The following is a 26196-nucleotide window of genomic DNA, read 5'->3' on the forward strand; positions in this document are numbered from 1 at the left end:
GGATCGCCGGCTCTCACCCCGAGCCACCCCAACTGGGAAAATGCGACGTCGGTCTCATAATTCGGGCCAGCCTTCCCGCCTCCCGCAACATCACGTAGGGTCACCCTGTCATGTGGCAGGCGTACCTCCTCCTTGGTCGCCGCGACGAGGCCTGATCGGCCGGCACCTCGTCGCGGGGTCTAACCGCGCCGTCCAGCACATCCGAACCTCCCGTCGGCGCTCTCCGCCGACCCGGCAACGTCGCCGGACCTTCCGATTGCTGACGCCACATGTTCCAGGGGGAGCACTCCGCCATGGCTCAACCAGCCACCGACGCCGAAACCGATCCGATCGCCCGGCAGCGCCCCAGCCGGATGCCGTACCGCCGCTACCAGCCGTACCAGCAGCAGTTCCGGATCGACCTGCCGGACCGCACCTGGCCGACGCGGCACGTCGAGGCCGCGCCGCGCTGGTGCGCGGTCGACCTGCGCGACGGCAACCAGGCCCTGATCGACCCGATGTCCCCGGAGCGCAAGCGCCGGATGTTCCAGCTGCTGGTGCAGATGGGCTACAAGGAGATCGAGGTCGGTTTCCCGTCGGCGAGCCAGACCGACTACGACTTCGTCCGGCAACTCATCGAGCAGGACCTGATCCCGGAGGACGTGACGATCCAGGTGCTCACCCAGTGCCGGGAGCACCTGATCGACCGGACCTTCGAGTCGCTGCGCGGCGCCCGGCGGGCGATCGTGCACTTCTACAACTCGACCTCCGTCCTCCAGCGCCGGGTGGTCTTCGGCCTGGACCGGGACGGCATCACCGACATCGCCACCACCGGCGCCCGGCTCTGCCAGAAGTACGCCGAGATCCACACCCCGGACACGGACATCCTCTACGAGTACTCCCCCGAGTCGTACACGGGAACGGAGCTGGAGTACGCGCTGGAGGTCTGCGCCAAGGTCATCGAGGTAATCGACCCGACCCCGGCGCGGAAGCTGATCCTGAACCTGCCGGCGACCGTCGAGATGGCCACGCCGAACGTGTACGCCGACTCGATCGAGTGGATGCACCGGCACCTGCCCCGGCGGGACAGCCTGGTGCTCAGCCTGCACCCGCACAACGACCGGGGCACCGGGGTCGCCGCCGCCGAGCTGGGCCTGCTGGCCGGCGCCGACCGGATCGAGGGCTGCCTGTTCGGCAACGGCGAGCGCACCGGCAACGTCGACCTGGTGACCCTGGGACTGAACCTCTTCTCCCAGGGCATCGACCCGATGATCGACTTCTCGCGGATCGACGAGGTGAAGCGGACCGTCGAGTACTGCAACCAGCTCCCGGTGCACGAGCGCCACCCGTACGCGGGCGACCTGGTCTACACGGCGTTCTCCGGCTCGCACCAGGACGCGATCAAGAAGGGCTTCGACGCCCTGCACGCCGACGCCGACGCCGCCGGCGTACCGGTCGACGAGTTCGCCTGGGCCGTGCCGTACCTGCCGATCGACCCCAAGGACCTGGGCCGCACCTACGAGGCGGTGATCCGGGTCAACTCGCAGTCCGGCAAGGGCGGCGTCGCGTACATCATGAAGAGCGAGCACCAGCTCGACCTGCCGCGTCGGCTCCAGATCGAGTTCTCCGGCGTCGTCCAGCAGGTCACCGACCACGACGGCGGCGAGGTCGACCCGGGCACGATGTGGGACATCTTCGCCCGCAACTACCTGGTCGACCACCAGCCCGACCCGGCCGTGGCCCTGACCGGCTACGCCATCGGCAGCGCCGACGGCAAGGTCGAGATCGAGGCCCAGGTGGCCCTCGGCGGGGAGCGCCGGTCGCTGGTCGCGGTGGGCAACGGCCCGATCGACGCGTACGTCAGCGCGCTGCAGGCGGTCGGCGTGGCCGTACGGGTGCTCGACTACCACGAGCACGCGATGTCCTCCGGCGGGGACGCCCAGGCCGCCGCGTACGTCGAGTGCGAGGTGGACGGCCGCACCGTCTGGGGCGCCGGGGTGGACGCGAACATCGTCACCGCCTCGGTGAAGGCGGTCACCAGCGCCGTCAACCGCGCCCGCGCCTGAGTCGCCCGCAGGGGCCCCGCGTCCGTGGGGCCCCTACGGCTCACCTGTCCGGTGGAGTCGAGGCCGGCAGCGAGGGGCAGGGCTGGGCGCCCGGCGCCCGGCGGGTCGGGCGGTGGATCAACAGCCCGGCCAGCGCCGCCCCGACGAGCAGCAGCCCGGCACACCACAGCATCGCCCCGCGGAACGCGCCGGTCAGCGCCGCCTTCTGCTCGTACCCGGTGCCGCTGAGGCCGACCAGCAGCGGCAGCGCGGCCACCGCCAGCAGGCCACCGGCCCGGGACGCCGCGTTGTTGAAGCCGCTCGCCACCCCGGCGAACCGGTCCGCGACGGCGGCCAGCACCGAGGCGGTCAGCGGCGCCACCACCAGGGTCAGGCCGAGGCCGAACAGCGCCACCCCGGGCAGCACGTCCGTCCAGTACGACGCGCCCGGCCGCACCCCGCGCAGCAGCAGCAGGCCGATCGCGGCGACGACCGGGCCGACCGTCAGCGGCAACCGGGGGCCGATCCGCGCCGACAGCGCCCCGGCGCGGGACGACCCGACCAGCAGCAGCAGCGTCATCGGCACGGTGGCCAGGCCGGTGAGCAGGGCCGACCAGCCCACCACGTTCTGCAGGTACACGGCGAGGAAGAAGGTGAACCCGCCCAGCGCCGCGTACACCACCACGGTGAAGACGTTCAGCACCGAGAAGAGCCGGCTGCGGAACAGGCCCGGGGGGAGCATGGCGCTGCCGCCCCGGCGGCGCTCCACCAGCACGAAGGCGACGATCGCGAGCACCCCGGCCAGCGCCGACACCGGCACCGCCGGCGAGCCGAGGCCGCGGGCCGGGGCGTCGATCAGGGCGTACGTCACGCCGCCCAGACCCAGCGCGCCGAGCAACGCGCCCAGCACGTCGAACCGCCGCCCCGCCCCCTTGCGCGAGACGTCCTCGTCCCGGCTCTCCGGCACCCAGCGCAGGGCGGCGAACACCACCGGGACGGCCAGCGACACGTTGAGGAAGAAGATCCACCGCCAGGAGAGGGTGTCGATCAGCCAGCCCCCGACGAACGGGCCGAGCGCGGTGGACACCCCGGCGAGCCCGGACCAGGTGCCGATCGCCCGGCCCCGGTCGTCCGGGTGGAAGCTGGACTGGATCACCGACAGCGAACCCGGCGTGAGCAGCGCGCCGCCGGCCCCCTGCAGGACGCGGGCCGCGATCAGCCAGGAGGTGCCCTGGGCGAGGCCGCACAGCACCGACGCGGCGGTGAACCAGACCACCCCGAGCAGGAACACCCGCCGCCGTCCGAACCGGTCGCCGAGCGCCCCGCCGAGCAGCACGAACGCCGCCAGCATGAGCAGGTACCCGTTGATCGTCCACTGGAGATCGGCCACGGTGGCGCCGAGGTCCGCGCCGAGCCGGGGCAGGGCCACGTTGACCACGGTGCTGTCCAGGAAGACCATGCCGGAGGCGAGGACCGCGGCGAGCAGCGTCCCCCGCCCCGCGGGGGTGGCCAGCCGGAGCGCGGGCGCGGGTTCGGTCATGGGTATCCATCTTCCTCGGATCGATTTGCCGGACGCCACGAATCACGGAAACGCACCCGGGGTACTGTGCGCAATCGCCGGGAGCCCGCAAGCTGGAGGGGTGTCGTCTGTGCGTACCAGATCAGGACGTCGCGCGGCCGGGGCGGCCGCGCTGACCGCGGTGCTCGCGGTCGTCGCGGCCGGCTGCGCCCCGGCGGAGGAGCCGGACGCCCCGCCGGGCAGCGGCGGCAACGCCAGCGAGAAGCTCGACCAGCTGACGGTGGCGAGCGCCGGCTCGATGCGGGGCTACAGCCGGGACCACTTCCCGCACTGGCGGGACACCGGCAAGAACTGCGACGTACGGGACAGCGTGCTGAAGCGCGACGGCCGGGACATCCGCCTCTCCGGCTGCAACGTCGTCGCCGGGCGGTGGGAGAGCGTGTACGACGGCCGGGTCCTCACCGACCCCTCCGACGTGGACATCGACCACATGGTCCCGCTGGCCAACGCGTGGCGCTCCGGTGCCGACGAGTGGGACGACGCCAAGCGCGGCGACTTCGCCAACGATCTGACGAGGCCGCAGCTCCTGGCGGTTTCCGCCTCCTCCAACCGGGCAAAAGGTGACCAGGATCCGTCCCAGTGGAAGCCGGCGAACCGGTCGTACTGGTGCCAGTACGCCGAGAACTGGGTGACGGTCAAGCACCACTGGCGGCTGACGGTGACCAGCGCCGAGAAGGCCGCCCTGACCGACATGTTGGAGGGCTGCACATGACCGAGCAAGCCGTGCCGGGGGCCGGCGGCGGCACCACGGCCGGGATGGACGTGGACGGCGCCCCGCCCACCCGGGCCGACGTCGCGGGCGCGGGGATGTCCGCCGACGCGGGGCCGGCCGGGGAGCCTGCACCAGCATCCGCCGGCCCGGCCGGGCCAGCCGCGGCGGCCCCGCCGGGAGGCGGCCCGCAAAGCCGCACAGCGGACATCGTGCCGGGGCCCGGCGGGGTGATGACCGACGAGGTCGGCGTGGTCACCGGCGAGCTGACCCTGCGGACGGAGTACGCCGACGGCCAGGTCACCCTGCGGGTGCAGTACCGGGAGGCCGACGAGTGGTACGCGGTCACCGGCGGGCGCGCCCCGCTGGCCGACCCGGCCGGGCTGGACGCGGTGCACACGATCGCGGTCGGCCTGCTCAACCGACCGGAGGGCTGACCCGGACGAGGCCCCGTCCCACGAAGGGGCGGGGCCTCGTCACGTCGTCACGGCGTGGGGATCAACTCGCCGGGGTCACCCGGCGCGGCCCCGTCGTCGGGCCGGACCAGCTCCGGCTCCACCTCGTGCGGCCGGATTCGCCCGGCCGCGATGTCCTCCGCGTAGTGGCAGGCCACCCGGTGCCCGGTGACCACCTCGCGCAGCGCCGGCCGCTCGTCCGCGCAGCGGGTCTTCTGCGCCCAGGGGCAGCGGGTGTGGAAGCGGCACCCGGCGGGCGGGTTGGTCGGCGAGGGCAGGTCGCCGGCCAGCAGGATCCGCTCGCGGCGGTCCTCCACCTGCGGGTCGGGCACGGGCACCGCCGACATCAGCGCCCTGGTGTACGGGTGCATCGGCTCCCGGTAGAGGTCGTCGCTCGACGCCTCCTCCACCAGCCCACCGAGGTACATCACGCCCACGGTGTCCGCGATGTGCCGGACCACCGCCAGGTCGTGCGCGATGACCAGGTACGTCAACCCACGCTCGGTCTGCAGGTCTTCCAGCAGGTTGAGCACCTGCGCCTGGATCGACACGTCCAGCGCCGAGACCGGCTCGTCGGCCACGATCAGATCCGGGTTGAGCACCAGCGCCCGGGCGATGCCGATCCGCTGCCGCTGGCCGCCGGAGAACTCGTGCGGGTACTTGCTCAGCGCCGACGCGGGCAGGCCGACCGCGTCCAGCGTCTCCCGCAGCTGCCGGCCGGCCGCCGCCTTGTCGGCCGCCAGCCCGTGCGCCTTGAGCCCTTCCACCAGCAGCGACTCGACGGACTGCCGGGGGTCGAGGCTGGACAGCGGATCCTGGAAGATCATCTGCATGCGGCGGCGGGCCCGGCGCATCGACTCGCCCTTGAGGGCGCGGATGTCGGTACCGTCGAAGACGATCTCGCCCGCGGTCGGCTCGACCAGCCGCAGCAGGCCCCGCCCCAGCGTCGACTTGCCGCAGCCCGACTCGCCGACCAGCCCGTACGTCTCACCCGCGTTGATCGACAGCGAGACGCCGTCGACCGCGTAGACGTACCCGACCGTGCGGTCGAAGAGCACGCCACTCTTGATCGGAAAGTGGACCTTGATGTCGCGCAGTTCGACCAGTGGTCCCGTCCGCTCGGTCACGGCACCGCCACCTCCTCGGAAACGGGGTTGTTGCACCGCAGGTCGCCGCCGGTCGCGGTGGGCTCCAACGGGGGCGACCCGTCCAGGCAGGCGTCCGCCACGTAGTCGCAGCGGGGCGCGAAGGCGCACCCCTCGGTCCACGGGATGTTGTCGGCGACCGAGCCACGGATCGCGTGCAGCCGCTCCCCGCGTACCGAGTCGAGCCGGGGCACCGAGTTGAGCAGGCCATGCGTGTACGGGTGCCGCGGGCGGGCGAACAGCTCGTGCCGGGCGGCCCGCTCGACCACCTTCCCGCCGTACAGCACGTTGACGGTGTCGCACAGGCCGGCCACCACGCCCAGGTCGTGAGTGATCATGATGAGCGCCGTGCCGGTCTCGTCGACCAACTGCTTGAGCAGGGTGAGGATCTGCGCCTGGATGGTCACGTCCAGCGCGGTGGTCGGCTCGTCCGCGATCAGCAGCCGCGGCTTGCAGGCCAGCGCGATCGCGATCAGCGCCCGCTGGCGCATACCGCCGGAGATCTGGTGCGGGTACTCGGAGAGCCGGCGCTGCGGGTCCGGGATGCCGACCGCGTCCAGCAGGTCCCGGGCCTCCCGCAGCGCCTGCTTGCGGTCGCGCCCCTGGTGCCGCTCCAGCACCTCGGCCACCTGGACACCGATCGGGATCACCGGGTTCAGCGAGGAGAGCGGGTCCTGGAAGATCATGCCGATGTCCCGGCCCCGCCGGTCCCGCATGTCGTCCGGCCGGAGCTTCAGCAGGTCGGCGCCCTCGAAGAGCACTTCGCCGGTGACCTTGTTGCCCCGCTTCGGCAGCAGGCCCATGATCGCCAGGCTGGTCACGCTCTTGCCGCAGCCGGACTCGCCGACCAGGCCGACGGTCTGCCCCGGCTCCACGCTGAAGCTGACCTTGTCGACCGCGGTGAACGGCCGCTCGCCCCGGCGTTGGAACACCACCGTCAGATCGCGTACGTCGAGCAGGCTCATCGGGTCACTTCCTCACCGTGCAGGTCTTCCGCTCGCGACTGCGCTGTCCTCAGCCCGCGACTGCGGGGCTCGCTTCGCTCGCTCCTCGCGCGGGCGAGTGGGGCTCGCAAGCTCACTCCTCGCGCTCGCAGGTGCTGGGTTGTGCTGATCCGGCCCACCGGGCTCACCGCCGGTTCTTCGGGTCGATGGCCTCGCGCATCGCCTCACCGAGCAGGGTGAAGCCGAGCGCGACGACGACGATCGCCGCCGCCGGATAGTAGGCCAGTTCGGGGCGGACCTCGAAGTAGCGCTGGCCGTCCACGCCGAGCATCAGGCCCCACTCGGCGCGGTTGATGTCCGGGTCGCCGAGGCCGAGGAAGGACAGCGCGGCCGCGTCCAGGATCGCCACCGCGAAGGTCAGCGTGGCCTGCACGATCACCGCGGTCAGCGAGTTGGGCAGCATGTGCCGCAGCACGATGTTGCGCTCCTTCACCCCGAGCGCGCGGGCGGCGAGCACGTGGTCGCTCTCCCGCTGGGCGAGCATCGAGCCGCGCAGCAGCCGGGCGAAGATCGGCACGTTGACGATGGCCACCGCGAAGATGACCGTCCACTGGCTGGACCTGCTCGCCATGGCCACCAGGGTGATCGCGAGCAGCAGGCTCGGCAGGGCCAGCATCACATCGGTCACGCGCATCAGGAGGACGTCCACCCAGCCCCCGAAGGCGCCGGCGACAGCCCCGAACAGCACGCCGAAGGTGAGACCGATGAGCGTGGCGAGCACGCCGACGAAGAGCGTCTGCCGGCTGCCGTGGATGAGCCGGGACAGGAAGTCCCGGCCCAGCGGGTCGGAGCCGAGCGGGAACTCGGCGCTGCTACCGGGGATGCTGTCGACGGTGAGGTTCTTCGTCAGCTCGTCGAAGCGTTGCGCCGGGTCGTGTGGCGCGATCAGCGGAGCGAAAACGGCGATCAGGACGAACAGCCCGACGATGGTGGCGCCGACGATGGCCACCGGGTTGCGACGCAGGCGACGCAGCGCATCCCGGACGAGGCTGACCCCGCCCTTGTCGGCGCTGGCCCGCGCCAACTCCCCCAGCCGCGCCTTCTTGCGCTCGCCAAGCAGACCAATGCTTCGTTCGCTCATCGCACACGCACCCTGGGGTCGATGAAGGCGTAGGAGAGGTCGACCAGCAGGTTGACCACCACGAAGACCAGCGCGGCGAGCAGGATCAGGGCCTGCAGCACCGGGTAGTCCCGGCCCCCGCTGATCGAGTCGGTGATGAGTGTGCCCAGGCCACCCCAGTTGTAGACCTTCTCGGTGAGCACCGCGCCGGAGAGCAGCGCGCCGGTCTGGAGGCCGATGGTGGTGACCACCGGCAGCAGGGCGTTGCGCAGGATGTGCCGGCCCCGGATGGTGCGGTGCCGCAGGCCCTTGGCCTCGGCGGTACGCACGTAGTCCTCGTTCAGCACGTCGAGGACGCTGGCCCGGGTGATCCGTACGATCACCGCCAGCGGGATGGTGGCCAACGTGACCGCCGGCAGGATCAGGTGCCACAGCGCGTCGGCGGTTGCGTCGAACTCCCGGGTGAGCAGCCCGTCGAGGACGAAGAACCCGGTGACCGTGGTGTTGTCCAGGCCCGTGGTCAGCCGGCCGGAGGGCGGGAACCAGTGGATGTCCTGGGTGAAGACGTCCTTGAGCAGGTAGCCCAGGAAGAAGATCGGGATCGAGATGCCGAGCAGGGTGCCGGCGATCGTCAGATTGTCGAGGGCGCGACCGCGCCAGCGGGCGGCCAGGTAGCCGAGCGGCACGCCCAGCCCGACCGCGATGATCATCGCAGCGAGGGCCAGCTCGATGGTGGCCGGGAAGGCGCGGGCGATCACGTCGGTGACCGGGTCGCCGGTCCGGATCGAGTTGCCGAAGTCACCACTGATGACCCGCTGCATGAACTTGCCGTACTGGACCAGGATCGGCTGGTCGTAGCCGAGTGCCTTGGTCAGTAGGGCACGGCGCTCAGGGGTGGCCCGCTCGCCGAGCAGCGCCTCGATCGGGCCGCCGGGCAGGTTCCGCAACCAAACGAAGATCAGCGCCGACAACGCTATCAGCGTCACCACCAACTGAAGTAGGCGGCGGACTATGACTCGCAACATCTCTCACGCACCAGACTCTCGATGTGTGCGGAATCGGCCCGGGCCAGGAGGGTCCTGGCCCGGGCCGACTCGCGCTACGGCGTCAGCCGATTGACGTCACTTGGAGACGCTGACGGTGTTGAACCGCTCGTCGGTCAGCGGGCTCGCGACGAGGCCCTTGACGTCCTTGGTGACGACGATGGCCGGCGGGGCGTGCCAGATCGGCACGGCCGGCAGCCACTTGCTGGCGATGTCCCGGTTGACCTGCTCCCAGGCCGCCTTCTTGCCCGCCTCGTCGACGGTGGCGTCGGCCTTGGCGATGGCGTCGAACATCTCGGTCATGGCCTGGTCGCCGAACTCGACCTTGCCCCGGCCGAAGAAGGTGCCGACGAAGTTGCCCGGGTCGTTGTAGTCACCGGTCCAGCCCAGGATGTGCAGGTCCTGCTTGCCGAACTGCTGGACGTCGTCCTTGAAGCCACCGTTCCACGGGCGCGGCACGCCGTTCACCTTGATGCCGACGGCCTGCAGGTCGTTCGCGAGGACGGTGAAGATCTCCTGTGGGTTCGGCATGTACGGCCGGGAGACGTCCGGCGGGTAGTAGAAGTTGAGGGTCAGCCCCTCGGCGCCGGCCTCCTTGAGCAGCTGCTTGGCCTTCTCCGGGTTGTGCTCGTACTTCTGCACGTCCGGGGCGTAGCCGAGCACGGTGTCCGGCATGAACTCGTCGGCGACCTTCGACCCGCCCGGGGCCTTGGTCTGCACCAGCTGCTGACGGTTGAGCGCATAGGCAATCGCCTGCCGCACCCGCAGGTCCTTCAGCTTCGGGTTCTTCTGGTTGATGCCGAGGTAGAGGATGTTGAACGCCGGGCGGTTGATGACCTGGAAGCCCTCACCCTCCAGCGCCTTGCGGTCGGCCGGGGCCGGGAAGTCGATGCCCTGGACGGTGCCCGCGCGCAGCTCCTGCTTGCGGGTGTTCTCGTCCTTGATGATCTTGATGATCATCTTGTCGACCTTGGCCTTCTCGCCCCAGTAGTCGGGGTTCTTGTTCAGCGTGATCTCGTTCTTGGCCTTGTCCCAGCCGCCGAATGTGAACGGACCCGTGCCGACCGGGTTGGTGGTGGCGAAGGCGCTGTACTCGAAGGAGTCACCGTTCTGCTTCACCGTGTCGGCGTCGTGCTTCTTCAGCGCCTCGGGGCTGGCCATCGAGAGCGAGGTCAGCGCGAACGCGCCCGGGAACGCGCCCTTGTACTGGTTGAGTGTCAGGACGGCGGTGGAGTCGTCCTTGGCCTCGCACTTGTTGTAGATCGACGTGCCGGCGCCCTCGGCCTCGTTCTTCGCGAAGCCACCGAAGACGTCCATGTAGTAGATCATCTGCGACTGGGCGGCGGCGCCCTTCATGTTGTACCAGCGGTCGAAGTTGAAGCAGACCGCCGCGGCGTTGAAGGGGGTGCCGTCGTGGAACTTGACGCCCTGGCGCAGCTTGAACGTCCAGACCTTGCCCTCGGCGTCGTGCTCCCAGCTCTCGGCCAGGCCGCCCTGGAGCTCCGCCGTACCCGGCTTGTGCGAGACCAGCGTGTCGAACATCTGCCGAACCGGCCGGAACGACTCGCCGTCGTCGTTGAAGATCGGGTCGAAGTTCTTGGGGTCACCGGCCCCAGCGAAGATGAAGGTGCCGCCAGTCTTGGCCTCGCCACTGTCACCGCCGCGGTCGCTCTCCGCGCAGCCGGCCGCGCCGACCGCAAGGGCGGTAACGGCCGCGAGGGTCGCCGCCGTCCTGAGCCTTCTCGCCTGCATCTCTCACCTCTGTCATCCGCGTGCCCACGCCGGGTTGGTGGCTCGCTCCGTGAGCGGGAGGCTATGACACGACACCGCGGAGCGGAATGGTCGTAAGTCAATCGCTATCAACCCGACACCAAGCGATCCGATCTGACACCGTTTGACGGAAGGCAAACAGGGGTGTCACAGGACGGCCGGTGGCGACCGGGACGGTAGGGCACGGCAGACCGGTGGCGGGCAATTCACCGCACGGAACCCAAGCCGTGCCCGTGAGATGGCGGGCGGGCCACAACCGACGGCGCGGCTGCGATCGAGGTCCGGGCGGCCACGCGTACGACCGGGACCTAGCCACCCCGGCCCAGGGTGCTCTCGCCGGCGCACTTCCCGATCCGCGCCGTCCCACCCGAGAAGCGGGCGCTTAGACTGCCCTGCGCCCCTCGAACGCGCGGCCGAGGGTGATCTCGTCGGCGTACTCCAGGTCGCCGCCGACCGGCAGCCCGCTGGCCAGCCGGGTCACCGCGATCCCCATCGGCTTGACCATCAGGGCCAGGTACGTCGCGGTCGCCTCGCCCTCGGTGTTCGGGTCGGTGGCGAGGATCAGCTCGCGCACCGTCCCGCCACCGAGCCGCGCCATCAGCTCCCGGATCCGCAGATTGTCCGGGCCGATCCCCTCCAACGGGTTGATCGCGCCGCCGAGCACGTGGTACCGGCCCCGGAACTCGCCGGTCCGCTCGATCGCCACCACGTCCTTCGGCTCCTCGACCACGCAGAGCACCTCCTCGGTGCGGCGCGGGTCGCGGCAGATCCGGCACTGCTCGGACTCGGCGACGTTGTAGCAACTGGTGCAGAAGCGCACCAGGTCCTTCACCTTGCGTAGCGCGCCGGCCAGCCGGTTGACGTCGGCCGGGTCCGCGGACAGGACGTGGAACGCGATCCGCTGGGCGCTCTTCGGGCCGACGCCCGGCAGCCGCCCCAGCTCGTCGATCAGGTCCTGGATTGCGCCCTCGTACATCTGTCGACCGGCTCAGAAACCGGGCAGCCCGAGGCCGCCCATGCCGCCCGCGACCGGGCCCATCTTCTTCTCGGTCAGCTCACGCGCCGCCTCGGCGGCGTTGTGCACGGCCGCGACGACAAGGTCCTCCAGGGTCTCCACGTCCTCCGGGTCGACGGCCTTCGGGTCGATCCTGATCGCCTTGAGCTCGCCCGTACCGGCGACGGTCGCGGTGACGAGGCCGCCGCCCGCGGTGCCGGTCAGCTCCGCCTCGGCCAGCTCGGCCTGCGCCTTGGCGATCTGCTGCTGCATCTTCTGCGCCTGCTTCAGCATCTGCTGCATGTTCGGCTGTCCACCTGGGCGCACGGATGGCTCCTTCTCGCACTCGTCTGCTCGGCCGCGCCCAGCCTAGTCGGGGCGCGGCCCGTTCCGCGGCACGGGCGACGCCTCGATGTCGGCGGCATGGGGCTGCCCGCGCATCCCGTGCCATGTCGGTGACGTGGGGGTGTCCGAGCCGCACGGATGCCGCCATGTCGCCGACATCGAGTAAATCAACCGGTCAGCGGGCGTCCACCTCGTCGATCTTCTCGGCTCCGAAGACCTCCCGGAGCAGCCGCACCGCCTGCTCCTCGCTGGACTGCCGGGCGGTCCGCTCGTCGATCACCTCGTCCAGCGGCTCGTCGCCCGGGTCGAAGCCCTCGTAGGTCGGGGTCGCCGGCGTCGCCGGTGCCGTCGGCCCCGGACGCCCCGCGCCGGGCAGCGGCCCGTCGTAGTCCGGGTCGTACGGCGGCTCGCCGGCCCAGTCGGCGTCCGCGGTCCTGCGCGCGGCGTCCGCCGGCTTCCGGGCCCCGTTCTCGGTACGCGGGCCGCGGCCGGCCGCGGCGGCCCGTGCGGCGGCGAGCCCGCTGCTGACCGGCGCGCCGCCGGCCCCGGCACCGCTCACGGCGGCACCGCCGCCGGGGCGGGCGGCCGGCGCCGGGCTCGCCGGGACGGCGGCGTGGGTCGGAGCGGCGGCGTGGGTCGGAGCGGCCGGAACCGGGCCGCTGGTCGAAGCCGGCTCGGTCGCCTGCCACGGCGTCCCCGTCGGGGCCGGAGCCCCACCCGGGCGGGCCGCCTCCGGCCAGTCCCCGTCCTCCGAGGCGCTCGCGGCGGACGTCGCCCCGCCGGGGCGGGCCGGCTCGGGCCAGTCCTCGTCGTCGCCGGCCGAAGCCGCCGACGGGCCGCCCGGCCGCGCGGCGGCACCGCCCCGGCCGCCCGTGGACCCGGCGCCGCCCTGCCCGGCGCCGGCCGTGGACGACCCGGCCGACGGACGGGCGGTTGCCGTGGTGCCCGGGGCCGTGGCGGCCGGCGACGGCTGGCGGGCAGGCGCGGGAGCCGCCGGCCGGGGACCGCCGCCCGACGCGACGCCGCCCCGCTCGCCGGAGACCTCGCAGCGGATCTGCCAGCGCCCGCCGAACTCCTCGTACAGCGCGTCGGCCAGGACCGCGGTGTGGTTGGCCATCATCTGGGCGAGCACCGGTGACTTGACGGTCAGCACAAGGGTGTCGCCGTCCACGTCGCGGACCACCGCGTCCCGCATCAGGGCCGCAGCCGGCTTCTTGATCCGGTTGACCTTGGCGACGATGTCCGGCCACACCCTGCGAACCGCGACCGCGTCCAGGGCGCCCGGGGACCCGGTGCCGGGGCGGGGCGGCTCGGGGGTGGCCGGGTCAGGCATGACCGCCTCCGGCGGAACCTCCCGCCGGGGCGCGACCGGAGCCGGCGCGGGGGCCGGCGCGCTGGACGGCGGCGGGTCACCCGCCGGGGCGGCGGCAGCCGCCGCCGGCGCGGCCGACGCGGCAGCCGCCGCAGGCGGGGTGGCGGGCTCCGGGCGTACCGGGACGGGCGGGGTGACCGGTGCGGGGCCGGCGGCGGGCGGGGTGACCGACGCAGGGCCGGCGGCGGGCGGGGCGACCGGGGCGGGGCCGGCGGCGACCGGGGCGACCGGGGCGGGGCCGGCGGCCGGCGGCGGCTCGGCGCCACCCAGGGTGAGCCGGCGCTCCATCCGCTCCAGGCGCTGGAGCAGGCCGCCGGTCGAGTCGTCCGCGCCGGGCAGCAGCATCCGGGCGCAGATCAGCTCCAGCAGCAGTCGGGGCGCGGTGGTGCCGCGCATCTCGACCAGGCCGTTGTGCACGATGTCGGCGCACCGGGACAGGGTGCCCGGGCCCAGCCGCTGGGCCTGGGCGGTCATCCGCTCGATCTGGTCGGCCGGGCCGTCGATCAGGCCCTTTCCAGCGGCGTCCGGCACCTGCTGGAGCACGATCAGGTCCCGCAGCCGCTCCAGCAGGTCGGAGGCGAACCGCCGCGGGTCGTGCCCGGCCTCGGCGACCCGGTCGACGGTGGCGTACGCGGCGGCGCCGTCCCCGACGGCCAGCGCGTCGCACATCTCGTCGATCAGCGCGGAGTCGGTGACGCCGAGCAGCGCGGCGGCCCGGGCGTAGCTGACCCCCTCGGGCCCGGCCCCGGCGATGAGCTGGTCGAGCACGGAGAGGCTGTCCCGGGCGCTGCCGCCGCCGGCGCGCACGACGAGGGGGAAGACCGCCGGCTCGACCGTGACGCCCTCGGCCTCGCAGAGCTGCTCGAGGTACGGCCGGAGCACCTTCGGCGGGATCAGCCGGAAGGGGTAGTGGTGGGTCCGCGACTTGATCGTGCCGAGGACCTTCTCCGGCTCGGTCGTGGCGAAGATGAACTTGACGAACTCCGGGGGCTCCTCGACCAGCTTCAGCAGGGCGTTGAAGCCGGCCGACGAGACCATGTGCGCCTCGTCGATGACGTAGATCTTGAACCGGCTGCGGGCCGGCGCGAAGAACGCCTTCTCGCGCAACTCCCGGGCGTCGTCGACGCCGCCGTGGCTGGCCGCGTCGATCTCGATGACGTCGATCGAGCCGGCCCCGTCGGTGGCCAGCGACCGGCAGGACTCGCACTGGCCGCACGGCTCGGGGGTGGGACCCTGTTCACAGTTCAGCGAGCGGGCGAGGATCCGGGCGCTGGAGGTCTTGCCGCAGCCGCGCGGGCCGGAGAAGAGGTACGCGTGGTTGAGCCGCCCGCTGCGCAGCGCCTGCGACAGCGGCTCGGTGACGTGCTCCTGCCCGATGACCTCGGCGAACGTACGCGGCCGGTACTTGCGGTAGAGGGCCAGTGTCACCCGTCCCGCCTCCTCTCGACCGAGCCATTCTGCGCCGGTCAGGCGCGGGTGACCACCCACCACCCCGTGACCGGACGGGCGGGGAGGTTGCCGGGCACCGGAGACAAAAAGGCCTCCCGTGCACCCGGCAGAGCTCGCTTATCCTTGCTGCCTTCCGGCCCTGGGGAGGTTCACGAGATACCGCCGCACGGGAGGTGCCACCAAGCCTACCCGATGTTCGGTGGATCTTCGGGGGGTGGTGGGGTGGCCGCCACGTCTGGGACCTGTATCCTGTTCCGCGGAGGATTCGCCTAGAGGCCTAGGGCGCACGCTTGGAAAGCGTGTTGGGTTCACACCCTCACGAGTTCGAATCTCGTATCCTCCGCTCGCTGAGCAGCACGAACGCGAGGGCCGGTCCCGTCGGGGACCGGCCCTTCGTCATCTCTACGGCCACCCCGTCCTAGCTGCCCCTTTGCCCTGTTCCGGCCGACCTAAGGGCGATGGGGGGATGTGTCGCAAAGACATCGCAAGAATCTCTCCGATCTTGGATCTCAGCCGCAGGAGGCTCGGTCGGTCTCCTGCTGGTTCAGGCAGGTGATGGACCCTCTCTGCTAACTGCAACCCCTAGGCTCCGCCCCAAATGAGCTCGGCCCGCCACACTTGCCGTCTCGTTCACTGGCGTTCAACAGGCCATCTATGCGAGGCACACACCAGTTGCGGAACCACCGGACCCGCGAATGGAGGTACCGTCGACAGTGGTTGCCCGCCACCCCAGTACTCTCCCTGGGAGTTCCCATGCCGGCCCGTGTCCGTACCGCCGTAGACCCACGATTCCCCGCCGAGTTGGCCCGGCTGCGCCGCGAGTGCGGCATGTCGCTGCGCGACCTGGCCCGGCGCGTCCACTACAGCAAAAGCTATCTGCACGATCTTGAGGTTGGCCGCATCCGGCCGACCTGCGACCTTGCCCGCCACCTCGACGACACCTTGCAGGCCGGAGGGACTCTCGCCGCGATGGTCGTGGACACGCCGGTCGTGACCACGCCCGACGACGATCAGCGCATCGCGTACGCGATCGCTCAACCGACCCGGCTGGACGCCGCGACCGTACGCCTGCTCGCCGACGTGTTGGCTGCGCAACGTCGCCTTGACGACACGATCGCCGCACAGATCATGCTGCCGGCGGCCGTGCCACAGTGGCGCACCATGCAGGATCTCGCGGCGCGAGCCCGGGGCCCGCACGCACCCGAGCTGCACGCCGTAGCCGCAGAATGGACGCAGTTCGTCGGCTGGCTGCACGCCGAAGCGCGCAACGACGCCGAGGCGGTACGGGTGCTGATCGAGGCCGCCGATGAAGCCGACGCGGTCGACAGCGGCCCGCTCGCCGCGCAGGTGGAGAACTTCCGTGGCTACCTCGAACGCCAGCGCGGCAATCCCCGCGGCATCATGCGGCATTTCCTCGCCGCGTACCACACGCCAGGATCGTCCGCCCTGCAACGGGTCGGCGACGCGGTGCAGGCCGCGCACGGATACGCGCTGCTTGGCGACCGGGCCGCCGCCGAACGCCTGCTCGGTGAGGCGAGCGACCTCACCGAGGCCGCCGAGTCTGAGTCCCCGCCGCTCGCCGCGTACTGGCTGTCGCCGACCTTCTCCCGGATGGGTCTCGGGCTGGCCTACCTGGCGCTCGGCGACAAGGCCACCGCAGCGGACAATCTCCGCGCCGGGTTGCGGGGCCTACCGGACGATCAGCGCGACGCCGAGTGGACAACGGAGTACCGGCAAGCCTTGACGGTCGCCGCCGCCTGACCTGTCCACGGACAGGCGTGGACAGGTCGCGGACACCGCACACCTACCGTGAACGCATTCCGTAACCGCACGATGCTCGTGGGTGGCGGCGGCGTCCAGTCATTGACCCGAACGATGAGTACGGGCACCGCCGCCACCCTCCCCCGGTTACGTGGATGAGGGAGGCAATCCGGTGACGATCTGGTCCGAGCTGCGCAACATCGTGCGGTGGCTGCTGCGGCGGTCCGACCCGCCCCCGCCGCCCGGCACCGCCCAGCGCCACCAGGCCGCCGAACAGGCAGCCGCGCAGCGGCGGCTGCTCGACCAGGCGCAGCGGTTGCGGAACAGCCGCTGGCACTGCGAGCCGACGCAGATCGTCCCGAACGTGCGGATGACCCTGGGCCAGCGCACCGGCTACGGGACGAGGTCCGAGCGGTGAGCCACGTCGAGGACCGCCTTTACCCCGACGACGTCCTGTTCGTCGCCAGCCTCGTGGTGGCCAACCACGACGACCGCCGGCCCTGCCAACAGTGCACCGAGCAGGGATGCGACCAACTCGCGTGGGCCAAGTCCCTGGTCGACCTGGCCGCCGCCAACATGGCGCAGTTCCGGGCGCTGGTGGGGTCGTGCTGACGGCTGGTGTGGTCCGGTGGGAGCAGCCGCCCCCGGCGGCTCGGCGCGGCAACAACGCACTCATGACGGAGGCCGCCCGGCGCGCGGCTTCTGAGTTGCGCGAGCAACCTGGGGCGTGGGGTGTCGTCGTCGAGGGCGCGGGTGCTCGGGTGCTGGTGACCCGGATCCGGCAGGGCCTGGACCTGGCGTGGCAGCCGGCCGGCGCGTACGAGGCGGTCTGCCGGACCGTCGACGGGCGGATCACGATTTACGCCCGTTACGTCGGCCTGGAGGAGTGACGGTGGAGATCAGGCTTCCGGCCGACACCCGGCTGTCCCTGCGCGCCGGCGAGTGGGCCACGCACGGCGGGCAGCTCGGCACGACGTATCTGGATCTGCGGATCGTCGATGTCGGCGGGGAGCCGACCGACGTGCCCGGCTGGGTGCGGGTCCGCGGCCACGGCCTGGAGTGCCGGTGGGCTTCGGTCGACTGCCCGGAGCCGTGGTGCATCGAGATCACGGCGCGCAGCGAGGCACTGTACGACGCGGCGAACCGGTAGGCCGGCGTGCGTCGGAGCCGAGCGCCGCCGCCCCGCCGGTAGACTGACCCGGCCCGTGAGCTGCCACGATCCCCGACAGATCAGGAGAGCGCCCGTGCAGGTAACCCAGGCCCTGGACATCATGGAAGCCCTCTTCCAGGCCGCCGAGCACCCGGACGTCACCGCCGTCGAACGGTACGGCCAGGACGCACAGCCCGGCGGCCAGTCGCCCCCGGGCGTCAAGGTGCTGCACCGGTCCGGGTCCGCCGCGATGCTGTGGGCCGCGCTGCCGCCGCGTGACGTCACGCCGGTGCCGCTGCCCAGCGAGCCGCTGCCGCCGAAGTGGCGTGCGGCTCGCATCCTCGTGCTCGCCCACCAACTGCTCGACGCCGCGCGGCCAGACGCCATCCGGTCGTGGGAGCTGTGCCGACAGGCCGGCGTCGAGTCGCCGGTCGCCGCCGCACTGGGGATCACCGCCAGTGACGGGTCCGTGATCTACCTGCGCGCGACCTCAGCGTCCGGCTCGGCGGCCGAGCCCGAGACCGACCCCTACCCGGACTACCAAATCCCCCAAGGAGTCCGCGAATGGCACCTCAGAGCAGGTGCTCCGTCTGCGGAGCCCGTGTCGGCGTAGCCCCCGGCGGTTCCTGCCCGCCGCACCAGGCAATAGGTAGCCGCGGCACCTGCCCCGGCACCGGCCGAGCCACGATGTAGCAACATGCGGCCCCGCTTTCGTCGCTGAGAGCGGGGCCGCGCCATTTCGGTGCCACGGGCCGTCGTTGCTCCGCCGCGTCGTCGTACTTGTCTGCACTCTCCGCCTTGATTGGCGCTTTCGCCCAGTTCACGAGGTGCCTTGCTCGCCGCCGGGCCGGTAACATCCCGCGTATTCGATCTTCGAGCGGCTCCCCCGGCCGCTCCTCGAACGGGGGTTCTCCGATGCGCAGAAGAGCGCTCACCACGGCCGCCGCCTGCCTCCGAGAACCAGGACTACTTCGGTGCCGCGTTGGCAGTCCTGGACACCGACAGGAACGGCAAGCCGGAGGTCTACGTGGGCGGCTACGGCGAGGACGGTCACCAGGGTCGCGTCTGGCAGCTCCAGACCGGCCCGGCCGGCCTGACCGGCACGGGCGCCACCAGCTTCCACCTCGGCACCCTCGGCGGCCCCACCGGCCGCGCCCACTTCGGTAACCACCTGGTCGGCTGACCGTCCCCCGAGTTCCTCCCACCGACGGACACACGGGGAAGGGCCGACCCCACCGGGCCGGTCCTTCCCCGTGGCACCGCGGCAGCCTGCTGGTCGGCCAGGCTGGCACCCTTCCCGCCAGCGCATTCGGCCTGCCCTGCGACGCGAACGCTCCTCCACTGTGGCGGATCGATGTCGCCCCCGATCGGTACCATCCACACACATCCTGGTCTCCCGGCGGCTTCCGCCGCCCATTCAACGGGGAAGTGCATGCACAAGAAGATGCTCGTGGCCGGCGTCTGCGCGGCCGCCCTACTCGGCGTCACCGCCGTGGCACCGACGGCGAGCGCGGTGCCGGGCGACACCGCGGCGAAGGGCAACCGCGCCGACTTCAACGGCGACGGATACCCGGATCTCGCCGTCAGCTCGCACAGCGCACCCGCCGGCGACGTCAAGCGGGCGGGCGTCGTCGCCATCGTGTACGGCTCGCCGGCCGGCCTGCGGTACGACACCGCCTCGATTGTCAGCAAGGACACGCCCGGCGTTCCGGGCGATGCGGCGGCGGACGAGACGTGGCGCGCCGTTGACGGCTTCGGCGACCTGGACGGCGACGGGTACGACGACCTGGTGATCACCTACGGCGACGACCCGTTCACGGTGCTCTGGGGCAGTGCGAACGGCATCACCGGAGCCGGCACCGCCATCCCGCCCGGCGACTTCACCCCCACTTCCCCGAAGCTGTTCGGCCGTGTCGGGGTGGGCGACGTCAACGGCGACGGGTTCGACGACATCATCAGCTACGCCCAGGGCGGCGAGCCGTGGATCCCGGAGAAGTCGTCCAGCGGGATCAGCGTCCTGCTCGGGCCGATCGACCGCAGCACGGGGGAGCCGGCCTTCCGTTGGTACCGCGACACGGCGAAGCTGGACGACCTCTGGACCCACGCCGTCTACGTGGCGGACCTGACCGGGGACGGCATCGACGACATCGCGGTCAGCGGCATCGTTCCGCAGGCTTTCGGCAAGACGGCCTGGACGGTGCTCAAGGGTTCGCCGACCGGCCTGGTCAAGGGCAGCGCGTGGGCCGGCCCGCACTCGTCCACCAACTCCTACCCCTCGGGGACCGGTGACCTGAACGGCGACGGCTACGCCGACCTGGTGGCCGGGTTCCCGTACCTGAGCCAGGTCTACGTGGTCTACGGCGGGCCCGACGGCATCAGCAGCACCCGGGCCCCGCGCTCCTACACGCAGGCCAGCAGCGGCGTACCGGGCATCGACGAGGCGGGTGACCGGTTCGGCTCGGCGGTGGCCGTCGGCGACACCGACCAGGACGGCTACGACGACGTCGTCATCGGCGCCTCGTACGAGACCGGCTCCGACCCGGCCACCACCACCGAGGCCGGCGCGATCACGATGCTGCGCGGCAGCGCCACCGGCATCACCACCACCGGCGCGAAGTCGTTCACCCAGAACGCCAGCGGCATGCCCAGCACCTCCGAGAACGACGACCACTTCGGCGCCACGGTGGAGATCATCGACACCGACGGCAACGGCAGCCCCGAGGTGTACGTCGGCGGCAACGGCGAGGACGGCTACCGCGGCCGGGTCTGGAAGCTCCTGAGCGACGCCACCGGCGTCACCGGCACGGGTGCCACCAGCTTCCAGCTCGGCACGCTCGGCGGCCCCACCGGCGGCAACTTCGGCGCGTACATGGCCGGCTGACCCGTGTCCCGCCCGAAGGGCCGGCGCCTGACGGGCCGGCCCTTCGGCGCCCCCGGCTCCGTGCGGACTCGACCGTGCACGCGCCGGTACGGTCCGAGTGGGCGCGATGTCGACAGTCTTCGGGGCGACGGATTCGGCCACGCCCGCCGGGGACGCGGCAGTCCTCGTACACATGTTCCATCCACAGGCTGTGGATGCCGGAGGGGTGCGATGAGTTACCAGCTCAGCGCGGTCGTCGCCGACGTCGAGCTGCTCCGCGAGCAGACCGCCGACCTGGACCACGCGGTCCTCGCCGCGCTGCGCCAGGACTTCGCGTTGCTGCCGCTCACCCCGCAACTGGTCGAGGAGCTGACCGGCGCGCTGCCGGACTACGCGGTCGGGGAGCCGAGCGTCGAGCAGCCGTTCGACCTGGTGCTCTCGCCGGCCCTGACCGGGCTGCTGGCGCGGTGGTCCCGGCGCGGGCCGGTGGCGTACCTGGAGGCGGAGTTCTCGGGCGGCCTCGGGCGCCAGGCGGCGATGGTCTGGCTGGGCGGCGAGGTGTACTGGGGGCCGCACTTCGACGACGTGCTCGACTCCCCGCGCGAGCGGTGGCCGCTCAACGCCGCGCTGGTCCGCATCGGCGCGGAGCCGGGCCGGTGGATCGACCCGTTCGCCGAGTTGGGCCTGCACCTGGAGCGGAACACCGCCGGCTGGCTGGCGCACGGGCGGCGGGGGCTGTCCGCCGACTACTGGGACGACCTGGCCGAGGAGTGGGAAAACCGGCAATCCGCCGATCGGCAGCAACCTGAGCGCCCCGGTCCCGTTGGGGACTGGGGGATTCCATGAAATTGCGACAATTCGTTTTCATCGCGGCGCTACTGACGGCCGCTTCCATCGCCGGCAGCGGCGTCCATCCACAGGGGCTGGTCGACGGCGTCAGGCCGGCCGGCAACGACGTGGTGGATCTCAACGGCCTGCCCGACGTCGAGTTCGGCGACACCGAGGAGGACCTGACCCGCCGGGGGCTGCTGCAGGCCGGGGTCGACGCGTGCGGCCGGACGCTCGCCGGTCACGCGGCCAGTCCGGTCTTCGTCGACGACCGGCTGGTCCTGCTCTGGGTCGACGACCCCTTCCGCACGCCGGAGGGAATCAGCGTGGGCGCTTCCGTCGAGGAGGTCCGCGCCCGCTACCGCACGCTGCACCGGCTGCGCGCTCCACAGGGGACGCACCGGTTCGACGGGCTGCTGGCCCGCAGCGGCGACCGCGCGTACCTGTTCCTGCACGACGGGCGCACGGTCCGGAAGATCGTCGCGGGGTACGCCGACTGGGCCCGCCGCCTCTTCGACGAGGGCCACGGCCCCTGCTGAGGCCAACTCGCCGACGTGGCGGTGTCCGGACCGCCCGGACACCGCCACGTCACCGGATCGCTCAGTAGGCGCTCTGCGGCCCGGCGATGCGCATGCCGTACGACTGCGGCCAGATCCGGTCGGTGCGCAGGGCCAGGCCGGTCCACATGGTGCTCTGCGGGACGAGCCCGCCGGTGGAGCCGTGGAACCGGGTGATGGCCCCGGACGGATCCCCGGCGGTGTCGCCGGCCACCTCTTCCCCGGGCGCGGCCACGACCGCGTCCAGCGGGCCCGTGCCGTTGAGGTTCAGGATCGCGACGGAGTTGCCGAAATAGTCCTGGCGCTCGGCCGTGCTCGGGACGGCCGACTGGTTCTGGTCGAACCCCTGCGCCCCGCTGCCGGTCAGCCCGGTGGAGGAGCCCTTGAGCAGGGTCACCATGCCGGCCTCTGCGGTCGAGCCAATGGCCTCGCCGGGCGCGCCGACCAGCACGTCCGCCTTGCCGTCGCCGGTCACGTCGCCCGCCGCGAGCGTCCCACCGAAGCGGTCGCCGGTCTCGGGATCACCCGGTACGCCGGTGGTGCGCTGGTTGATGATCTTCACGGCGCTGCCCGACAGGCCGCCGGAGCGCCCCGTGAAGACCGCGATGAGCCCGCCGGCGATGTGCGGGGTCTGGGCGGCGGGGGACCCGGCGATCACCTCGCCCAGCCCGTCGCCGTTCACGTCCCCGATCGCGAGAGACTGACCGAGGGACCACGCCATGGTGTCGCTGCGCCCCGTCGCCCCGTACACCGCCGCGCCGGTGACCGACGTCGCGCCGGTGGACGACACGCCACCCGCCGAGCCCCACATCAGGGTCACCATGCCGCTGCCGTTCCAGGACGTGCCGTTGTTCTCGTTGGGAGCGCCGATGACCACGTCTCCGTACCGGTCGTTGTTGACCTTCCCGATCGCGAGCGTGAAACCGAAGTAGTCGTTGGGCTCGGCCGCGCCGGGCACGGCGGCCTGGTCCTGCTGGAGGTACTGGGCGCCGGTGGCGGTGAGCCCGCCGGAGCTGCCGAAGAGAACGGTGACCGATCCGGCCATCGTCTTGGTGCCGATCGCCTCCCCGTACGCGCCGATCGCCAGGTCGTCGCGGCCGTCGCCGTTGATGTCGCCGGCCGCGAGCGCCGAACCGAACCAGTCGTAGTCCTCCGGGCCGCCGGGCACGCCCGGGGAACTCTGGTTGAAGTGTTTCGCCAAGCCGACCACCAGGCCGGTGCTGCTGCCCGGGATGACCCAGACCCCGCCGGCGAGGGCGTTGTTCCCCGGGTCCACCTCGTCCATGTCACCGATGGCCAGGTCGTCGTAGCCGTCGCCGTTGAAGTCCCCCGCCACCACGGCACGGCCGAAGGTCACGCCGCGGCTGACCGACCCCAGCGCACCGATGAAGTAGTCGACGTGCGGCGCGGACGAGTAGCGCACGGCGACCACGCCCGTCGGGCCGTGCGGCAGGCTGTACGGGTAGCCGGGCTCGCCGCTGGCCGCGACGTCGTCGACGCCGTCACCGTCGAAGTCGGAACGGGTGACGCCCGTCCCCTTCACCGGGGTGGCCGTCTTCGCCACCCGCTGGTACTGCAGGACGACGTTCTCCCGACTGATGGTCCCGAATTCGTCCGCTGCCCTGGCGGGGGCGCTGACCCCCAGACCGGCCAGAACAGCCAGAACGGACACGCTGGCAGTTTTGCGATGCAACAGAAATCCCCCGCTCGTTGTCGACGCCCCGACACCGTAGAGGAGCCGATCGATAGCCGTAACCGGGTTAACGGGCACGTCGACCAACGACCGGGTAGCCCGCTCCACCGAACGGCCGACCCGGCCGGATGCCGGCAGCGAGACCAGAACTGGGACCAGAAACGGAACGCCCGGTCGATCCGGGTGGATCGACCGGGCGTTCTCGCCCTTCACGAGCGGTGGCGGCGGGATTTGAACCCGCGGAGGGCGTAAACCCTCACACGCTTTCGAGGTCTGCGATCACTCGTACAGGGTGGGCCGACACGGTACGTGAGCTGTGGTCGGAGGCCTTCTTGACGCCCTGGTGAACCCCGGCGTACGGCCCCGAATGAGACCGCAACTGAGACCACCCGACCCGCGCCGGCCCGCTAGCTCTGGAAGGGCTGGCCACCGACGAGCGCCGCAGGAAGGTCAGCGCGCGTGATGACCTGCCGCGGACCGATGAAGCGACGAGCCACCAAGAGCCCTGCGGCATGAGCCTCAGCGCCGGCATGGCTGGCCGAAGCGTCGGCAATCAACCACGGAGTGAGGTTACGCTCAAAGGCATCGGCAGCTCCCTTCAAAACACAGCTTTCGGTCGCAATTCCACAGAAGTAGAAGTTGTTCCAACCGCGCCGCTTGAAAGCCGATTCACTATCTGTCGTGAACGGGCTATATATCCGCTTGTCGAGCATTGTTCCGCGACCCAGATGCGGTTGCAACTCGGGCACAATGTCAGTCTCAGGAGAAGACTGAAGTCGACGCCACTCGAAAAATCGCTCGAAGGGGCTACCGGGATAGTTAAAGTATCGCGTGAAGAGAACGTCTCCGCCCGACTGCTGCCATCGGCGAACCAGGTCGACAACGATCGGCACAACATGCGCCGACTGCTCTCGCACGAAACCGTTTTGCATGTCGGTCACCACGAGCACTGGCTGATCTGCCGTCATCTCAACCTCTATCTGCGTCTCGGAGTGTTTCGATCGCCTGCTCCAATGCAGGCATGAGGTCGCTTGTTCGCAAGATAGCTCTCCGCATTGCCTGATGCTGACCCGTCTCCCGTGGCCGTGAAGTTGTTAGGCGTGACCGAACTCCCCGAAGGTAGCGCCATCCGTGCTCCGGCGGCACTTCGGGGTCTTTCCCATGTTCGATCTGACGGGTTATCGCGTCGGTAAACGCCCAGATGGATTGAACCGCCAGTTCACATGCTACAAGCTCAGTCTCTGTTATTGCCCGGTCCGGCGCTGTCGGATGGTATACGACACCAGACCACGAGGCGAAGCCGGACGAGATTCCGCGAAGACCGAACGGCTCGATGCCTGCATGGTCGTATCCCTCCGCTAACAAGGATTGCTCTATGAGTTCGGCATGGGCAAGATGCTCATCATCCATCGGCCTATCCCTATGCAAGAGCACCGATGGTGTGGACATTATCCGAAGGGCAGCATCTAGCAGCTCGGGCGGCCAGGCCGATTCGGTTAGCCAATGCGTTCCCAAGACGTACATGGCGCTCTCATCGACACTACGCACCGTGCGAGAGAGAAAATCGGAGGCCCACTTGATATTGTCGCCGTAGGAGACTTTTCGCCAAGCGGCAAGTGACGCGATGGTGGATAGCTGCAAATCCTCGACCAGATGAAAGACGACCGATCCGCAGGGCCAGAGATATAGGGAGCAATCCCCCTCCGGGTGATCGATGGGCGCGACATAGCAGGCGTGCCATTGCTCCTCGGCTGGATCGAGCGAGACGGAATCACGCAACGATGACGCGCCCTCCGCGCCCACGTACGCGGGCACAAACTTGTGGGATCGGACGGAAAAATGCGGGCGGTCTGCCGCGCCGCCGTCAAGTTCCCCGAACAAGTCATGAGGCTTTGCGCCGTACGCCAGGCAGTAGAGCTGCCGGTAGACAGGATCGGTGACCGCGACACGCCCGGTCTCGTGGCGGTACATCGCTTTCTCGATTGCCTCAACCGTAGGTGTCTCTCGTAGCCCGCGGCTCAGGCCCAAGCGGTGCAGCTCTCGCGCGGCTCGCTTGCGCGAGTCCCAACCTGCTGCCTTCCGGCGGTTGACCAGCACCAAGTTGGGCTTGAGCTGGCGGGGGATCTCAGTGGACATGGGCCGTGTCCCTCGTGTCCGTGCATGGGGTCTGCCATACCGCCAGATCGACGGGCACTCTCGATGACAGGCAGGCAAGGTGCCGCCGCCGGCCAGAGACGAGAGAGGGGGACACCTGATGGTCCGGGCTAGTCGCAACGCCGCTCGGTTAAGGTCCGGCGGGTGTTTCGCAATGGTTTGTGATGATGTCGATCGCGATGGTGGCTTTGTAGCTATGCCGGTCTACGTTGGGTCCGCGGGCTTGGTACTTGGAGTTTGAGCG

At 70.9% G+C, this 26196-nt stretch carries 25 protein-coding genes, 1 tRNA gene and 1 other RNA gene; 14 read left to right on the forward strand and 13 right to left on the reverse strand.

From position 1 onward, the window contains the following. Positions 1-293: 293 nt before the first annotated feature. Complete coding sequence (gene leuA, locus ABGB16_RS05615; RefSeq protein WP_347666869.1) at positions 294-2045, forward strand: 2-isopropylmalate synthase; 1752 nt, start codon at positions 294-296, stop codon at positions 2043-2045. Positions 2046-2085: 40 nt separating this feature from the next. Here the strand turns inward: leuA and ABGB16_RS05620 are convergent, their stop codons facing one another. Next, complete coding sequence (locus tag ABGB16_RS05620; RefSeq protein ID WP_347666870.1) at positions 2086-3564, reverse strand: MFS transporter; 1479 nt, start codon at positions 3562-3564, stop codon at positions 2086-2088. 109 nt (positions 3565-3673) lie between these two features. Here ABGB16_RS05620 and ABGB16_RS05625 point away from each other — a divergent pair, with 109 nt between their 5' ends. Both ABGB16_RS05625 and ABGB16_RS05630 read left to right on the forward strand, forming a co-directional pair. Next, on the forward strand, positions 3674-4315 hold the full coding sequence (locus ABGB16_RS05625; RefSeq protein WP_347666871.1) for an HNH endonuclease family protein: 642 nt from the start codon (positions 3674-3676) through the stop codon (positions 4313-4315). A 44-nt stretch (positions 4316-4359) separates the two neighbouring features. Continuing rightward, positions 4360-4749 (forward strand): hypothetical protein, encoded by a 390-nt coding sequence (locus tag ABGB16_RS05630; protein ID WP_347666894.1) that lies wholly within the window; start codon positions 4360-4362, stop codon positions 4747-4749. Positions 4750-4796: 47 nt separating this feature from the next. On the opposite strand, the gene ABGB16_RS05635 is transcribed toward ABGB16_RS05630, so the two are convergent. The 9 genes from ABGB16_RS05635 to ffs all read right to left on the reverse strand — a co-directional run bounded on the left by ABGB16_RS05635 (position 4797) and on the right by ffs (position 15125). Beyond that, positions 4797-5894 (reverse strand): ABC transporter ATP-binding protein, encoded by a 1098-nt coding sequence (locus tag ABGB16_RS05635; RefSeq protein WP_347666872.1) that lies wholly within the window; start codon positions 5892-5894, stop codon positions 4797-4799. After that, positions 5891-6877: an ABC transporter ATP-binding protein gene (locus tag ABGB16_RS05640; RefSeq protein ID WP_347666873.1), complete on the reverse strand. Its 987-nt coding sequence runs from the start codon at positions 6875-6877 to the stop codon at positions 5891-5893. The genes ABGB16_RS05635 and ABGB16_RS05640 overlap by 4 nt, the downstream gene beginning before the upstream one ends. A gap of 163 nt (positions 6878-7040) precedes the next feature. Beyond that, positions 7041-7982, reverse strand: coding sequence for an ABC transporter permease (locus ABGB16_RS05645; protein WP_347666895.1), 942 nt, complete (start codon positions 7980-7982; stop codon positions 7041-7043). A gap of 11 nt (positions 7983-7993) precedes the next feature. After that, the gene (locus tag ABGB16_RS05650) at positions 7994-9001 is read right to left on the reverse strand and encodes an ABC transporter permease (RefSeq protein WP_347666874.1); all 1008 of its coding nucleotides are present in this window, start codon (positions 8999-9001) and stop codon (positions 7994-7996) included. Between the two features lie 96 nt (positions 9002-9097). Then, positions 9098-10771, reverse strand: a complete 1674-nt coding sequence (locus ABGB16_RS05655; protein ID WP_347666875.1) for an ABC transporter substrate-binding protein — start codon at positions 10769-10771, stop codon at positions 9098-9100. Positions 10772-11171: 400 nt separating this feature from the next. Continuing rightward, complete coding sequence (recR, locus tag ABGB16_RS05660; RefSeq protein ID WP_347666876.1) at positions 11172-11765, reverse strand: recombination mediator RecR; 594 nt, start codon at positions 11763-11765, stop codon at positions 11172-11174. Between the two features lie 12 nt (positions 11766-11777). Next, a complete protein-coding gene (locus ABGB16_RS05665; protein WP_246140594.1) occupies positions 11778-12086 on the reverse strand; it encodes a YbaB/EbfC family nucleoid-associated protein in 309 nt (102 codons plus the stop codon). Positions 12087-12303: 217 nt separating this feature from the next. Further along, positions 12304-14928: a DNA polymerase III subunit gamma and tau gene (locus ABGB16_RS05670; protein ID WP_347666877.1), complete on the reverse strand. Its 2625-nt coding sequence runs from the start codon at positions 14926-14928 to the stop codon at positions 12304-12306. Positions 14929-15035: 107 nt separating this feature from the next. Beyond that, positions 15036-15125, reverse strand: an RNA gene (gene ffs / locus ABGB16_RS05675) — signal recognition particle sRNA small type. A gap of 82 nt (positions 15126-15207) precedes the next feature. On the opposite strand from ffs, the gene ABGB16_RS05680 reads away from it, so the two are divergent. From ABGB16_RS05680 to ABGB16_RS05730, 11 genes are all read left to right on the forward strand, one after another. Continuing rightward, positions 15208-15292, forward strand: a tRNA-Ser gene (locus tag ABGB16_RS05680). 410 nt (positions 15293-15702) lie between these two features. Further along, complete coding sequence (locus tag ABGB16_RS05685) at positions 15703-16710, forward strand: helix-turn-helix transcriptional regulator (RefSeq protein WP_347666878.1); 1008 nt, start codon at positions 15703-15705, stop codon at positions 16708-16710. Between the two features lie 172 nt (positions 16711-16882). Continuing rightward, positions 16883-17128, forward strand: coding sequence for a hypothetical protein (locus ABGB16_RS05690; RefSeq protein WP_347666879.1), 246 nt, complete (start codon positions 16883-16885; stop codon positions 17126-17128). Beyond that, positions 17125-17322, forward strand: coding sequence for a hypothetical protein (locus ABGB16_RS05695; protein WP_347666880.1), 198 nt, complete (start codon positions 17125-17127; stop codon positions 17320-17322). The genes ABGB16_RS05690 and ABGB16_RS05695 overlap by 4 nt, the downstream gene beginning before the upstream one ends. Further along, the gene (locus ABGB16_RS05700; RefSeq protein ID WP_347666881.1) at positions 17316-17600 is read left to right on the forward strand and encodes a hypothetical protein; all 285 of its coding nucleotides are present in this window, start codon (positions 17316-17318) and stop codon (positions 17598-17600) included. The genes ABGB16_RS05695 and ABGB16_RS05700 overlap by 7 nt, the downstream gene beginning before the upstream one ends. A gap of 2 nt (positions 17601-17602) precedes the next feature. After that, positions 17603-17860, forward strand: coding sequence for a hypothetical protein (locus tag ABGB16_RS05705; RefSeq protein ID WP_347666882.1), 258 nt, complete (start codon positions 17603-17605; stop codon positions 17858-17860). A 94-nt stretch (positions 17861-17954) separates the two neighbouring features. After that, positions 17955-18473 carry a hypothetical protein gene (locus tag ABGB16_RS05710; protein WP_347666883.1) on the forward strand — a complete coding sequence of 173 codons (519 nt, stop codon included), beginning with the start codon at positions 17955-17957 and terminating at the stop codon, positions 18471-18473. A gap of 369 nt (positions 18474-18842) precedes the next feature. Continuing rightward, positions 18843-19043, forward strand: a complete 201-nt coding sequence (locus ABGB16_RS05715; RefSeq protein ID WP_347666884.1) for a hypothetical protein — start codon at positions 18843-18845, stop codon at positions 19041-19043. A 249-nt stretch (positions 19044-19292) separates the two neighbouring features. Continuing rightward, on the forward strand, positions 19293-20741 hold the full coding sequence (locus ABGB16_RS05720) for an FG-GAP-like repeat-containing protein (RefSeq protein ID WP_347666885.1): 1449 nt from the start codon (positions 19293-19295) through the stop codon (positions 20739-20741). Between the two features lie 210 nt (positions 20742-20951). Then, positions 20952-21566, forward strand: a complete 615-nt coding sequence (locus ABGB16_RS05725; protein ID WP_347666886.1) for a hypothetical protein — start codon at positions 20952-20954, stop codon at positions 21564-21566. Beyond that, positions 21563-22087 carry a hypothetical protein gene (locus ABGB16_RS05730; RefSeq protein WP_347666887.1) on the forward strand — a complete coding sequence of 175 codons (525 nt, stop codon included), beginning with the start codon at positions 21563-21565 and terminating at the stop codon, positions 22085-22087. Before ABGB16_RS05725 ends, ABGB16_RS05730 begins: the two co-directional genes overlap by 4 nt. Before the next feature lie 61 nt (positions 22088-22148). On the opposite strand, the gene ABGB16_RS05735 is transcribed toward ABGB16_RS05730, so the two are convergent. The 3 genes from ABGB16_RS05735 to ABGB16_RS05745 form a co-directional block, all read right to left on the reverse strand. Then, positions 22149-23777, reverse strand: a complete 1629-nt coding sequence (locus tag ABGB16_RS05735; protein WP_347666888.1) for a hypothetical protein — start codon at positions 23775-23777, stop codon at positions 22149-22151. A gap of 428 nt (positions 23778-24205) precedes the next feature. Then, complete coding sequence (locus tag ABGB16_RS05740) at positions 24206-24766, reverse strand: cysteine hydrolase (RefSeq protein WP_347666889.1); 561 nt, start codon at positions 24764-24766, stop codon at positions 24206-24208. A 1-nt stretch (position 24767) separates the two neighbouring features. Beyond that, complete coding sequence (locus tag ABGB16_RS05745) at positions 24768-25934, reverse strand: hypothetical protein (protein ID WP_347666890.1); 1167 nt, start codon at positions 25932-25934, stop codon at positions 24768-24770. Positions 25935-26196: the final 262 nt, after the last annotated feature.

The organism is Micromonospora sp. B11E3 (assembly GCF_039871625.1).
Classification (GTDB): Bacteria; Actinomycetota; Actinomycetes; order Mycobacteriales; family Micromonosporaceae; genus Micromonospora.